Origin of the sequence: Allobosea lathyri (assembly GCF_900108245.1) — a bacterium.
Taxonomy (GTDB): Bacteria; Pseudomonadota; Alphaproteobacteria; order Rhizobiales; family Beijerinckiaceae; genus Allobosea; species Allobosea lathyri.
On record NZ_FNUY01000015.1, the window covers coordinates 12,565 to 25,856 of the forward strand.

Annotated in this window: 9 protein-coding genes; 8 read left to right on the forward strand and 1 reads right to left on the reverse strand. The window is 65.9% G+C overall.

Going from position 1 to position 13,292, the window contains the following annotated elements; all coding sequences use genetic code 11:
• Window positions 1–146: 146 nt before the first annotated feature.
• The 7 genes from C4S73_RS24805 (at window position 147) to C4S73_RS24835 (ending at window position 11,880) form a co-directional block, all read left to right on the forward strand.
• A complete protein-coding gene (locus C4S73_RS24805; RefSeq protein ID WP_160115905.1) occupies window positions 147–1,403 on the forward strand; it encodes an efflux RND transporter periplasmic adaptor subunit in 1,257 nt (418 codons plus the stop codon).
• A complete protein-coding gene (locus tag C4S73_RS24810) occupies window positions 1,403–4,546 on the forward strand; it encodes an efflux RND transporter permease subunit (RefSeq protein WP_103875275.1) in 3,144 nt (1,047 codons plus the stop codon). Before C4S73_RS24805 ends, C4S73_RS24810 begins: the two co-directional genes overlap by 1 nt.
• A 289-nt stretch (window positions 4,547–4,835) precedes the next feature.
• Complete coding sequence (locus C4S73_RS24815; protein ID WP_160115906.1) at window positions 4,836–5,834, forward strand: DUF2865 domain-containing protein; 999 nt, start codon at window positions 4,836–4,838, stop codon at window positions 5,832–5,834.
• A 221-nt stretch (window positions 5,835–6,055) separates the two neighbouring features.
• Window positions 6,056–7,069 carry an extracellular solute-binding protein gene (locus C4S73_RS24820; protein ID WP_103875277.1) on the forward strand — a complete coding sequence of 338 codons (1,014 nt, stop codon included), beginning with the start codon at window positions 6,056–6,058 and terminating at the stop codon, window positions 7,067–7,069.
• Between the two features lie 101 nt (window positions 7,070–7,170).
• Window positions 7,171–8,748 carry an ABC transporter permease gene (locus C4S73_RS24825; protein WP_244595777.1) on the forward strand — a complete coding sequence of 526 codons (1,578 nt, stop codon included), beginning with the start codon at window positions 7,171–7,173 and terminating at the stop codon, window positions 8,746–8,748.
• Between the two features lie 97 nt (window positions 8,749–8,845).
• Entirely contained in the window at window positions 8,846–10,600 is a 1,755-nt protein-coding gene (locus C4S73_RS24830) for an AsmA family protein (RefSeq protein WP_103875279.1), read from the forward strand.
• A gap of 101 nt (window positions 10,601–10,701) precedes the next feature.
• Complete coding sequence (locus tag C4S73_RS24835; RefSeq protein WP_103875280.1) at window positions 10,702–11,880, forward strand: E22 family MetX-like putative esterase; 1,179 nt, start codon at window positions 10,702–10,704, stop codon at window positions 11,878–11,880.
• A gap of 138 nt (window positions 11,881–12,018) precedes the next feature.
• Here the strand turns inward: C4S73_RS24835 and C4S73_RS24840 are convergent, their stop codons facing one another.
• Window positions 12,019–12,651, reverse strand: a complete 633-nt coding sequence (locus C4S73_RS24840) for a MarC family protein (RefSeq protein ID WP_103875281.1) — start codon at window positions 12,649–12,651, stop codon at window positions 12,019–12,021.
• Between the two features lie 56 nt (window positions 12,652–12,707).
• Between C4S73_RS24840 and C4S73_RS24845 the strand changes: the two genes are divergently transcribed.
• A complete protein-coding gene (locus tag C4S73_RS24845) occupies window positions 12,708–13,211 on the forward strand; it encodes a hypothetical protein (protein WP_103875282.1) in 504 nt (167 codons plus the stop codon).
• Window positions 13,212–13,292 lie beyond the last annotated feature (81 nt).

The following is a 13,292-nucleotide window of genomic DNA, read 5'->3' on the forward strand; positions in this document are numbered from 1 at the left end:
ATCTACGATACATGACGCGATAAAGCCGGCTATCTGCTTGCGTCGCAAAGCAGCTCTCTGCATGATAAATTCTTGCGGCTGGGCTGGTTATGGGGACGACCGCTCGTATCGATTCAGGGGCAGTCCCCTCTGGCGCAAGGTTCGACATGGCGGTTCTGAGTTTCGGGCGCGTCGCGGCTGTGGCTGTTATCGGCATTGTCGCCGCCGGTGCAGGGCTTCACTATGCCGGCCGTCCAGTTCCCTGGCCGCTCGACCGCGTCCCTTACGGCAAGATCATTCCTCCCTATGCGGAAGCCAAGCCGGCGGCGCCGCAAGGCCAGCGCGCAGCCGGAGCGCAGCGCCCGCCCGTGACGATCGTCACGACCACGGCGGAGCGGCGTGCCATGCCCGTCCGGCTCGACGCGATCGGCACCGTGCAGACGCTGTCAGCCGTCACCGTGCGCTCGCGCGTCGAAAGCCAGATCATGGAGGTCGGCTTCAAGGACGGCGATTACGTCAAGAAGGGCGGCATGCTCTTCCGGCTCGACTCCCGCCAGCTGGAAGCCCAGCTCAAACAGGCGGAGGCCAATGTCGCGCGCGACCGGGCCCTGCTCGTCTCCGCCGAATCCGATCTGCGGCGCGCGGAGGAACTGGCCAAGCAGAACTTCGCCACGGACCAGCGGCTGGACACGGCGCGCTCGCAGGTCGCCACGATGCGCGCGGCCATCCGGGGCGGAGAGGCCGCCGTCGAGGGCCTGAAGGTCCAGCTCACCTATTACACCATCAATTCTCCCGTCGCTGGCCGCATCGGCGTCGCGATGATGAAGGAAGGCAACATCGCCAAGACCGGCGACAATTCCGGCTCGCTCGCGACGATCCACCAGATCGATCCGATCTATGTCAGCTTCGCACTGCCGCAGCGCGTTCTGCCGGAGATCCGCGCGGCGATGAATGCCGGCACCGCCAGGGTTCAGGCGACACAGCAGGGCACGACCAAGAGCGTCGAGGGCAAGATCGCTGTCGTCGACAACACCATCGACGCCACGACCGGCACGATCCAGCTGCGCGCGCTGTTCGACAATGCCGACGAGACGCTCTGGCCCGGCGCGCTCGGCCAGGTCCGCATCACCCTGCGCGTCGACCCTGACGCCATCACCGTCCCGCGCGAAGCCGTCCAGAACGGCCAGAGCGGCGCCTTCGTCTTCGTCGTCGAGGACGGTACCGCCCGCGCTCGGCCGGTCACGGTCGATCGCATTATCGACGGCCGCAGCGTCATCACCGCCGGGCTCAATGGCGGCGAGGCCGTCGTCATCGACGGGGCGCTCCTCCTCACGGATGGCGCGCGCACCGTCGAGCGCAGCAGCGGCGACACCGGCCGCAAGCCGCCGCCCACTATCACGTCGCAGCGGGGGAGCGCGGGCTGATGAACCTGCCGGAGGCCTGCATCCGTCGCCCTGTCATGACGACACTCGTCATGGCGACCTTCCTCATCTTCGGCTTCTTCGCCTTCAAGCAACTGCCCGTCGCGGCCCTGCCCCGCGTCGACTTCCCGACGATCAATGTCAGCGCGCGCATGCCCGGCGCCAGCCCGGAGACGATGGCGTCCTCGATCGCCGCTCCCCTGGAGCGCGAATTTGCCTCGATCTCGGGCATCACCTCGATGTCCTCGGTTTCGCAGCAGGGCTCGACCTCGATCACGCTGCAATTCGACCTGAACCGCAGCATCGACGGTGCCGCCCTCGACGTGCAGGCGGCGCTCAGCGCCACCGCGCGGCGCCTGCCGCCGGAGCTGCCGACGCCGCCGAGCTTCAGGAAGGTCAATCCGGCCGACCAGCCCGTGCTGTTCATGGTGCTGACCTCGGATACCAAGCCGCTCTACGAGGTGCATGAATTCGGCGAGAACGTGCTGCAGCAGCAGATTTCGCAGCTCAACGGCGTCGCCCAGGTCAACATCTTCGGCGCGCAGAAATATGCCGTCCGCATCAAGATCAACCCGGACGCCGTGTCTTCGCGCGGCCTTGCGCTTTCAGAGGTCCGGACCGCCGTCGCCGCCGCCAATTCGAATTCCCCGGTCGGCACGCTCAACGGCGAGAACCAGCGCCTGACGCTGGGCGCCACCGGCCAGCTCGAACGCGCCGGCGAATACGGCAAGCTCATCGTCGCCCAGCGCAATGGCACGCCGATCCGGCTGGAGGACCTCGCGACCGTCTACGACTCCGTCGAGAACGACCAGACGGCAAGCTGGTACAACGGCAAGCGCTCGATCATCCTGGCGGTCTATCGCCAGTCCGACGCCAACACCGTCGAGGTCGTCGACAGCATCAAGAACCGGCTCGATTCCTACCGCGCGCAGCTGCCGGCCGCGATCAATCTCGATGTGCTCAACGACCGCTCGATCCCGATCCGCGAGGCGGTGGAGGATGTCGAGTTCTCGCTGATGGTCGCCATCGCGCTCGTCATCATGGTGATCTTCCTGTTCCTGAAGAGCCTGGCGGCAACCCTGATCCCGACTTTGGCGCTGCCGATCTCGCTGGTCGGCACCTTCGCCGTGATGCATGCGCTGGGTTATTCGCTCGACAACATCTCGTTGCTGGCGCTGACGCTCGCGGTCGGCTTCGTCGTCGACGACGCCATCGTGATGCTGGAAAACATCATCCGGCATATCGAGATGGGCAAGAAGCCGTTCCAGGCCGCGCTCGACGGCTCGCGCGAGATCGGCTTCACCATTCTCTCGATCACCATCTCGCTGGTCGCCGTCTTCATCCCCGTCTTCTTCATGGGCGGCGTTGTCGGCAAGGTCTTCGTCGAATTCGCCGGCACGATCTCGGCTGCGATCATCGTCTCGGGCTTCGTTTCGCTGACCCTGACGCCGATGCTCTGCGCCCGCTTCCTCAAGCCGCATGACCACCACAAGAAGGCCAATGTGGTCGAGCGTGTCTTCGAGGCCGGCTTCCAGGGGATGCTGAACGCCTATCGCTGGACGCTGGACTGGGTGCTGCGGGCGCGCATCCTGATGCTCGTCTTCACGCTGGCGACGGTCTACATCTCGGCCAGCATGTATGCCTCGATCCCGAAGGGCTTCTTCCCGCTCGAGGATACCGGCCTGTTGCGCGGCGCCACGGAAGGCCCGCCCGACACCTCCTTCGAGGCGATGGCGGCCCGCCAGCAGCGCGTCGCCGAGATCGTCCGCGCCGATCCGGCGGTCGACTACCTCACCTCCAATATCGGCGGCTTCAACGCCACCAATAACGGCTTCCTGTTCATCTCGCTCAAGCCCAAGGACGAGCGCGACAAGGCCGATGTCGTGATCGCGCGCCTGAGACGCGCCGCGGCGGAAGTACCGGGCATGTCGGCCGTCTTCCAGCAGGTCCAGAACATCAACCTCAACGCCGGCCGCTCGTCGCGCGCGCAGTATCTCTACTCGCTGCAGGGGCCGGACCTGAACCAGCTCTTCACCTACGCTCCGCTGATGCAGCAGCGGCTGGCCCAGATCCCGCAGCTGCGCGATGCCAATATCGACCTCCAGCTGCGCAATCCGCAGCTCTCGATCGACATCGACCGCGAGCGCGCCGCCAGCCTCGGCATCACCAGCGAGCAGATCCGGCAGGCGCTCGGCAATGCCTTCGGCTCGCGCCAGATCGCCACGATCTTCACGCCCTCGACCGATTACCAGGTCATCATGGAGGCAGACCGCGCCTTTCAGCAGGATCCGGCCGTGCTCTCGCGCCTCCAGCTCAAGGCGGCGAACGGGCTGAACGTCCCGCTGGAATCGATCGCCACGATCAAGCCGAGCGTCGGACCGCTCGCGGTCAACCGCATCTCGCAGCAGCCGGCGGTGACGATCTCCTTCAACACCGCGCCTGGCATCTCGCTCGGCGACGCCGTCAACGCGATCCGCGCAGCCGAGCGTGACGTCAACCTGCCGCCGACCATCGTCACCAGCTTCGCCGGCTCCGCCCAGCTCTTCCAGGACGCGCTGAAGGGCCAGGGCCTGCTGATCTTCGCCGCGATCCTGGTGATCTACATCATCCTAGGCATTCTCTACGAGAGCTTCATCCACCCGATCACGATCCTGTCCGGCCTGCCCTCGGCCGGGCTGGGCGCCCTGCTCGCGCTCGAATACTTCAACATGGACCTGTCGGTGATCGCGATCATCGGCATCCTGATGCTGGTCGGCATCGTCAAGAAGAACGCCATCATGATGGTCGATTTCGCCATCGAGCGGCGCAAGATGGGCGACGATGCGCTGACCGCGATCCGCGAGGCGGCGCTGGTGCGCTTCCGGCCGATCATGATGACGAGCTTCGCCGCCATCTTCGGCGTGCTGCCGATCGCGCTCGGCCACGGTGCCGGCGCCGAACTGCGGCAGCCGCTCGGCATCGCCGTCGTCGGCGGCCTGCTGGTCTCGCAATTGCTGACGCTCTACATCACGCCGGTCGTGTATTTTTATCTCGACAAGGTCGACAGCTGGCTGTCGGGCCGCAACCGCCGGGCCGAGCCGGAGCTTCCGGTCTCCGCCACGCCGCTGGCCGTCCCGCAAGCCGTGCACAAGCCCGATCTCTCATAGTCGATCCCGAACCGGGATCGCGCCGCTCATCGAGCAGGCCGCAGCGCGTTAAGCATTGCGGCCTTTTTGCTGGCGCGATTTCGCGCTGCGGTTGAAGCTTAACAAAAAGTAAACTACATCCGAAGGGCGGCGGACGAGTAAACAAGCGTAGAGTGGAGTCGACGCAATGTTGCGTGTCCGTGAAGTCCCCGAACGGGTTGTGGCGCGCGGGGAAAACCCTGCCGCACCCGCTACTTGCAGCACGCCTCTGCCACGCGCGAACCGGCCGGCGCGGCCTTCGATGCGTCTGATGGCGATGACCGCTCTCGGCCTTGTGCTGGGCGCTGGCGGAGCGGTCTTCACCGTCTCCCTCGTTCAGGCCGAAGACGATTCCGGCATCCGCGGCGTGCAACGCATGGACGCATCCCAACGCCAGGCACAGCGCGCCCCGCAGCAGATCGCCTATGCGTCGAGCCAGGCCTCCGCCTATGCGCCGGCCCGCAATGGCTGGCGCCTGCCCCTGTTGCAGATGGCGCCTGACGGCCGCATCGCCCATCCGCCGATCGCACTGAACCCCTTCAAGGCGCGCCCTGCGGCCGCCACCCAAGCCAAATCCGCGAACCGGAACAAGACTGCTGCAGTCAGGCTCGACACCGTCTCCGGCGCCGCCGACAAGGCCCGCACCATCTGCGTGCGCCTCTGCGACGGCTTCCAGGCCCCCATCGGCTACCTCAACGCGCAGTCCGATCTGCCCGCGCATGACGCGCTTTGCCAGGCGATGAACCCCGGCATCCCCGTCAAGGTTTTCCGTGTCGCGGCCGGCGCCACCACCATCGACGACGCCCAGGCCGCAGACGGCAAGCGCTACAACGCCCTGCCCGTCGCCTATGGCTATGAGACGTCGAGCGATGCCGCGGCCTGCCGCCCCGCCATCGTCCAGGCGGGCGAAAGGCGCGTCTCGCTGCTGCGTGACTTCACCTTGCGCGCCGGCGACAGCGTCGTGCTCGACGGCAGGGTCCAGACCTTCACCGGCGGATCGCGCTGGCCCTACAGCACCGCCGATTTCCGCGACTTCCGCAGCGTTCCCGAACTCAGCAGGAACCAGCGCCAGCAGATCGACGAACGCGTCGGCGTGTCCCGCATGGAAGCGCAGGCGCGCAGCCTGCGCCGGCAGATGCGGCTGCGCGAGGCGAGCCTGCACGACGACACGACCGCCAGCGACGCCATCCCCTTGCGCGGCTCGCTCGACCCGACGGCGCGCGGCCCCGTCCGCCTGATCGCGATCACCGGGGCCTCACAGCAACGCTGATCCAACCGCGCACGACTAAAGACCTACGACACGGCGTAGCGAAAAAACGCGAACCGTTTCCGAGGGATGGCCAGCTTATTAGAATTAGTCAATATACCATCTAACTTAGAATTGATCTAACGCGTTGATTTAAAAGGATTATCCGGTTGACGCTCCGGAAGCCGGGCTCTATCGCTCGCCAGTCGCGCGCATCTGGCGCCGACGACCGACGGAGCGAGAACATGATCGGAAAGACACATCTGCACGCGCTGGCGCTGGGCTCCTGCCTGCTGGCCGCGCCTGCCTTTGCCCAGAGCGTCAACCTCTACACGACGCGCGAGCCGGCCTTGCTCAACCCGGTCCTGGAATCCTTCACCAAGGACACCGGCATCAAGGTCAACGCCGTGTTCCTCAAGGACGGCCTGCAGGAGCGCATCAAGGCCGAGGGCGCCAACAGCCCCGCCGATGTGATGCTGCTGGTCGATGTCGGCGAGATCAATGCCGCCGTCGATGCCGGCATCACCCAGCCGGTGAAGTCGGCGATCGTCGACAAGGTCGTCCCCGTGCAGCTGCGCGGCGCCGATGACAATTGGGTCACCCTGACCAAGCGCGCCCGTATCGTCGTCGTCTCGAAGGACCGGGTCAGCCAGGACGCGATCACCTATGAGAATCTGGCCGATCCGAAATGGAAGGGCAAGTTCTGCATCCGCGCCGGCCAGCACCCCTATAACAACGCCTTTCTCGCCGCCTATCTCGCCCGCAACGGCGCCGAGAAGACCGAGACCTATCTGAAGGCCCTCAAGGCCAACGTGGCTCGCAAGCCCGGCGGCGGCGATCGCGACGTGGCGCGCGACATCCAGTCCGGCCTCTGCGACATCGCCATCATCAACACCTACTATATCGGTCTGATGAGCCAGGCGAAGAACGAGCAGAAGGGCTGGTATGACGCGATCAAGCCGCTGAAGACCACCTTCGCCAATGGCGGCACCCATGTGAACGTTTCGGCCGCGGCCATCGCCAAGAACGCGCCGAACAAGGACAATGCCGTCAAGCTGATCGAGTACATGCTCGGCGAGAAGGCCCAGGCGCAGTACGCCGACGGCAATTTCGAGTTCCCGGTCAATCAGGCCGTCAAGGACAGCGCCGCCGTCAAGCTGCTCGGCGTGGTGACTCCCGACACGACCCCGCTTGCTGACGTCGCCAAGAACCGCAAGGCCGCCGCGGACCTCGTCGACAAGGTCGGCTTCGACAATTGAGCCTGAGCGTTTCCGCACACGCTTCGCGACGGTCGCCACTTTCGTGGCGGCCGTCGACGCGTTTTGCCTGGGCGTCCCTGCTCGGGGCAGTCCTTGTCGGCATGCCCGTGCTTGCGCTGGCGCTGACCGCCCTGTCCTCGCAGGCCGCGTCGATCTGGCCGCATCTGGCCGCAAACGTCATTCCCGTTGCGCTTGCAAACACCGCCATGCTGCTGCTCGGTGTCGGCCTGCTCTGCACGGTCATGGGCGTCGGCACCGCCTGGCTGGTGACGCAATACGAGTTCCCGGGGCGGCGCGTCTTCGAATGGCTGCTCGTGCTGCCGCTGGCCATGCCCACCTACATCACCGCCTATATCTATGTGGAATTCCTGGGCTTTCAGGGGCCGCTGCAGAGCGTCCTGCGTGCGCTGACCGGCTGGCGCAGCTTGCGCGACTACTGGTTTCCCGACCCGCGCAATCTCGCCGGCGCGATCTGCATCATGGCGATCGTGCTCTACCCTTACGTCTATCTCAGCGTCCGCGCGCTGTTTGGCCTGCAAGGCGCGACCATCGTCGAATCGGCCCGCACGCTCGGCGCCTCGCGCAACAGGCTGTTCTGGCGCATCGGCCTGCCTATGGCCCGCCCGGCTCTGGCGGCAGGCCTGACGCTCGCATTACTTGAAACCCTGAACGACATCGGAGCGACCGAATATCTCGGCGTGCGCTCGCTGACCCTGTCGATCTATACGACCTGGCTCAATCGCGGCTCGCTCCCCGGCGCGGCGCAGATCGCCTGCGTCATGCTTCTGGTCGTCGTCGCGCTGATCCTGGTTGAGGCGAGATTGCGCGGCCAGCGCCGCTTCGCACTTCCGGTGCGCCAGCCGCGCGCCGTCGGGCGCATCAGGCTTGCAGGACGCCCTGCCTTGGGAGCGGCAATCGCCTGCGCCCTGCCCGTGCTGTTCGGCGCCGTGCTCCCGATCGGATTTCTCATCGTCGAGGTGCTCCAGCGCGGCCTTGCGCAGCAGCTCGACGCCGCGCTGCTGCGCAATCTCGCAAACGCTGTCATCCTTTCGGCCCTTGCAGCCGGCCTCGTCGTCGCGCTTGGCCTGTGCATCGTCGCGGCGAGCCGACAGGGCCGCGAAGCCTGGTTGAAGCCGCTGGCGCGGGTTGCCTCGCTTGGCTATGCGGTTCCCGGCACCGTCCTGGCGCTCGGGCTCCTGGTGCCGCTTGCGGCCTTCGACAATGCAGTGGCCAATGCCGCAAGGGCGCTGTTTGGCGCCAGCCCCGGCCTCCTGCTCATCGGCTCTGGAGCGGCGCTGGTCATTGCCTATGTCGTGCGCTTTCTGGCCATCGCGATCTCCGGCATCGATAGCGGATTTTCGCGCGTTTCGCCCCGCATCGACGATGCCGCACGTGCGCTCGGCGCCACCGCGCCTGAGGTGCTGCGCCGCGTACACTGGCCGCTGGCACGCCCGGCGATCGCGGCTGCAGCCCTGCTCGTCTTCGTCGACTGCCTGAAGGAACTGCCCGCGACCCTGCTGCTGCGGCCACTGAATGTCGACACGCTCGCGACGATCGTCTACGGCCATGCCTCGCGCGGCGTTTTCGAGGAAGGCGCGCTCGCGGGCCTGCTGATCGTGCTCGCCGGCCTCTATCCGGCCATCATTCTGGCCCGGGCGAGCGGTAAACGGGCGGGATAGCCGGCTTCAGCAACTCGACAAGCTCGCGGCATCCCCTTAAACCGGTTGCCGCCAGGGGGGCTGGCTGACTGCCGGTTCGACGCCGGCTCGAAAGTCCATGACACGACGCGCCTCGATTCTCGCCTATAGCGTTGCCATCGCGCTCGGCCTGCTCGGATTGCAATCCTGGAGCATTGCCGTCGGACGCGTCGAGCAGCGCGTCATTGCCGCGATCGAGGACCGCACCGGCCTCGTCGTGACCGGCATGGAGCGCGCCGAGATCGCGCTGCTGCCGCTGCCGCGGATCAGCCTGTCCAATGTCCGCTTCACCCAGCGCGACGGTGTCCTGGCCGGCTCGGCGGTGCGCATCAAGGCGCGTGCGCGCCTGCTCCCGCTGCTGGTCGGCCGCTTCTCCTTCAACCGCATCGATCTCGTCGCCCCCCAGATCGACGTCGCGGTCCCCGGCGACGGCGGCAGCGTCACCGACTGGCTCGCTCCGCCTCTGGCCTATCTCGAAAGCCTGCGAAACCAGAGCAGGATCGTCATCGCCGCAGGCTCGATCTTCATCCGGGCGCAGGGCGCGATCCAGAGCGTGCTGCGCGATGTGAACCTCTATCTCGAAGAGCGCGATCCCCATGAGCCGATCAGCCTCTCCGGTTCCCTGAACTGGCGCGGCATCCCGACCGAGCTGAGCCTCGTCTGGCCAATGGCTGACGGGCGGGCCAAGACAGCCCTGTCGGTGACGTCAACGCTGGTGAAGCTGCGGTTCGAGGGCACCCGCTCTGGCCCGCACGACCCGGTCATCAATGGTCAGCTCGCCTTGTCGACCCCGTCCCTCCAGGAGCTTCTCGGCTGGTTCGACGAAAAACCGCGGCTGGTAGCGGCGATCGGCTCGCTCGCGCTCTCGGCCGACGCCCAGATCAAGCCCCACGAGGTATCGCTCAGCAATGCGGTCGCCAGCCTCGATGGCGAACGACTCGACGGCGCGATCAAGCTCGGCGACGCCGGCGAGCGTCTGTCGCTGTCGGGCACGTTGGCAGGCGCGAGCCTCGATCTGGGGCGTCTCGTCAGCCGCCTGCAGATTCCAGCCCTCGGCTCCGCCGGGGACGCACCCCTCACCTTCGAGTCCTGGACAGCACAGGATATCGACCTGCGCGTCTCCGTCGATTCCGCACGGGCCAATGGCGCCCATCTCTCGGATGTCGCGACCTATCTGCTGGTCAAGAAGGGGCGGTTCGAGGCAGGTCTTCTGCGGGCCAACGCCTATGGCGGCAACGTCAAGGGCCGCTTCCTCGCAGTCTCCGCCCCTGGCGGCGTCGACGTGAAACTTCAGGCCGGGCTCGACAAGGTCAATTTCGGTCAGGCCGCAAGCGATGTCCCGCAATTGGCCCGCCTAAGCGGCACGGGCGGCCTCCAGATCACTCTCGACGGTCTCGGGCGCACGGTGGATGAGGTCATCGGCTCGCTCAGCGGCAGGGCCAATCTCGCGCTGCGTCAAGGCGAAATCGGCGGCGTTGCCTTGGCCGAACTCCTGCGCCGCGCCGAACGCAGTCCGGCCCTGGCCTTGCGCGACTGGCGCCAGGGCAAGACGCCTTTCGAGACCGCCACCGCCAATGCCGGGATAGCCAATGGCCTGCTGGTCCTGACAGACGCGCAGATGTCGGGCCCGAGCTACAGGCTGACACTGGCCGGCACCGCCTCCCTGCCGGCGCGCACGCTCGACATGACGGCCCTGCTTACTCCCGTGAACGGTTCGCTGAAACTGCCGTTCACGCTCAAGGGATCGATGGACGACCCGGCCCTCGAGTTGGACGTTGACGCCACCCTGCGCCCCAGCGGCGCGCAGGCCTTCCCCACGCTCCTGACCCGCTGAAGCGGCGGACATCGACGACGCGCGGTCTTCCGCTCGTCACCGAATTCCGCTCTGATGGCCGCAAGGCCGCGTGACGGTCGCCCCGGAGGAGGAAATCGATCATGAAGCGTTGGATCGCGGGCGTTCTCTGCGCCGCTGGAATGATGGTGACTGGGATGGCCGACGCACAGGATCTGATGGTCGAGAAGAAGGTCTTCGACCTGCCGAGCTTCACCACGCAATCGGGCCGCACGCTGAAGAACGTCAAGGTCGGCTGGGAGAGCTACGGCACGCTCAACGCCGACAAATCCAATGCCGTGCTGATCTGCCACTTCTTCTCGGGGAACTCGCACGCCGCCGGCAAATACGAGGCCGCCGATGCCGCGCCCGGCTATTGGGACGCGATCATCGGCCCGGGCAAGGCGATCGACACCAACAAATACTTCGTCCTCGCCTCGGACACGCTGGTGAACCTCAATACCGGCGACCCCAAGACCACGACGACCGGCCCGGCCTCGATCGATCCCGACACCGGCAAGCCCTATGCGCTCGACTTCCCCGTCGTGACGGTCGGCGATTTCGTCAATGTCCAGAAGGCGCTGGTCGAAAGCCTCGGCATCCGGAAGCTCGCCCTCGTCGCCGGCCCCTCGATGGGCGCGCTCCAGACCTATGAATGGGCGGCAAGCCATCCCGAGATGGTCGCCAAGGCGATGCCGGTGATCGGCGCTGCCGAGGCCGATGCGCAGCTGATCGCCTGGCTCGACGTCTGGGCCGCTCCAATCCTCGTCGATCAGAACTGGAACAAGGGCGATTATTACGGCAGGACGCCGCCCAATGCCGGCCTCGCCAAGGCGCTGGCCGTGGTGACTCTGCAGGCGAACCACGCCGAATGGGCCAACGCCACCTTCGGCCGCCGCCCCGCCAAGCCGGATGAGGCCCCCGCCAAGGCGCTCGGCAACAGGTTCCAGATCCAGAGCATCCTCGACAATGCCGGCGAAGCCCGAGCAAAGGTCTCGGACGCCAATCATTTCCTCTATCTGATCAAGGCGAACCAGCTCTATGCCGCCGGCGGCACTTCGCTTGCCGACGCCGCCACGAAGATCAAGGCGCCCGTGCTGCTGATCACCCAGCCGAAGGATCTGGTCTTCACCGCCGACATGATCGAGCATACGGCCGATACGCTGCGCAAAGGTGGCGTGAACGTCACCCAGGCCTTCATCCAGGGCACACGCGGCCATCTCGACGGCGTCATCTCGATGAAACAGGCCGAGGGAGCGATCCGCGCGTTTCTGGAAAAGTGACGCTCGCGAACCTCGCCGTCATGCTCGCCCTTGTGGCGAGCATCCACGTCTTGGACACCGCACACCACTAGCAAAGACGTGGATGGCCGGGACAAGCCCGACCATAGCGGGAAACAGGCGCGGATCGGTCGCTGTCAGCTACCCGCCCTGCACCACCGCCTTCACCCCGTCGATCACGAACTGCACGGCGAGCGCCGCGAGGATGACGCCGAGCAGGCGCGTCAGCACGACATTGCCGGTGACGCCGAGCAGCCTGGCGATCGGCACCGCCAGCCAGAACACGACGAGACAGGATAGAACGACGAGGCCGCAGATCACGGCAAGCGAGACCAGCATCAGCGGGTCTCCCCCGGCCCGGCCCGCCAGCAGCATCATCGCCGTCAGCGCGCCCGGCCCCGCCATCAGCGGGATCGCCAGCGGGAACGCCGCGACATTGCGGATATGATCCAGCGTGATCGCGGTCTCGGCGGTCTGTGCCTTGCGCTCGTTGCGGCGCTCGAACACCATCTCGAACGAGATCCAGAACAGCAGCAACCCACCTGCGATGCGGAAGGCCGGCAGCGAGACGCCGAGCGCCTTCAGCACCACGTCTCCCGCCACCCCGAAAAACGCCATGATGCAGAAGGCGATGATGCAGGCGCGAACCGCGACCTGCCTGCGTTCGCCCGCCGTCATGCCGCGCGTCAGCGAAAGGAAGATCGGCGCCAGGCCCGGCGGATCGAGCGTGACCAGCAGCGTCACGAGGGCGGAGGTGAGGAATTCAATGAACATGGCCCAACCTATGTTAACCTGCGCGCGTGGACGAGACGCCATGGATCGCCCGTTATATGCAGCCATTCGACGCACAAGCGCCAACCAGCATCGAGTTCCGCGGGAATGAGAGTCGCTGGGAGGCCCTGTTTTATGCTGGATTTGGGGTGGCGATCATCTGGTGGGCGGCGTCTAAAGGTGGCTGGACAGGCATCGTCGGCGGCATTGGCTTTGGTGTATTTTTCGCTCTGCTCACATTCGGAAAGGCAATGGCGGAGCCTGATCGGTCGGTGCGTCTGGCATTCGATGCTGACGGCCTCCTCGCGCCGAATGTCTTTGCTCGAAAGCTACCTTGGGCCGCTATCGAAGGTTTCGCGTTTTGTCCCGGTTCGGAGATCGACGACTTTCTGTTCGTCAAGGTGAGAGAACCAAAACTCTACGAACCCATACCAAAGAAGCCCTTGGAATTCTGGCCCGTCACTCAGACTGGCTTTCGCTTGGCAATCGCCCCGCTTGGCTGCGCACCTGACGACATCGAAGCTGCCTTCCGACGCTTTGCGCCCGGCATTCCCAAAATATGACCGCCCGCTCCCAACCGCCGTCATTCCGGACAAGCCGCGCAGCGGCGCAGATCCGGAATCCATCGTAGAGCTCAGTGCCCT

Bases quoted from the DNA above. Each gene is read 5' to 3' on its own strand.
- C4S73_RS24805 (WP_160115905.1), top strand. From the start codon at position 147: ATGGCGGTTCTGAGTTTCGGGCGCGTCGCGGCTGTGGCTGTTATCGGC.
- C4S73_RS24810 (WP_103875275.1), top strand. From the start codon at position 1,403: ATGAACCTGCCGGAGGCCTGCATCCGTCGCCCTGTCATGACGACACTC.
- C4S73_RS24815 (WP_160115906.1), top strand. From the start codon at position 4,836: ATGGCGATGACCGCTCTCGGCCTTGTGCTGGGCGCTGGCGGAGCGGTC.
- C4S73_RS24820 (WP_103875277.1), top strand. From the start codon at position 6,056: ATGATCGGAAAGACACATCTGCACGCGCTGGCGCTGGGCTCCTGCCTG.
- C4S73_RS24825 (WP_244595777.1), top strand. From the start codon at position 7,171: ATGCCCGTGCTTGCGCTGGCGCTGACCGCCCTGTCCTCGCAGGCCGCG.
- C4S73_RS24830 (WP_103875279.1), top strand. From the start codon at position 8,846: ATGACACGACGCGCCTCGATTCTCGCCTATAGCGTTGCCATCGCGCTC.
- C4S73_RS24835 (WP_103875280.1), top strand. From the start codon at position 10,702: ATGAAGCGTTGGATCGCGGGCGTTCTCTGCGCCGCTGGAATGATGGTG.
- C4S73_RS24840 (WP_103875281.1), bottom strand. From the start codon at position 12,651: ATGTTCATTGAATTCCTCACCTCCGCCCTCGTGACGCTGCTGGTCACG.
- C4S73_RS24845 (WP_103875282.1), top strand. From the start codon at position 12,708: ATGCAGCCATTCGACGCACAAGCGCCAACCAGCATCGAGTTCCGCGGG.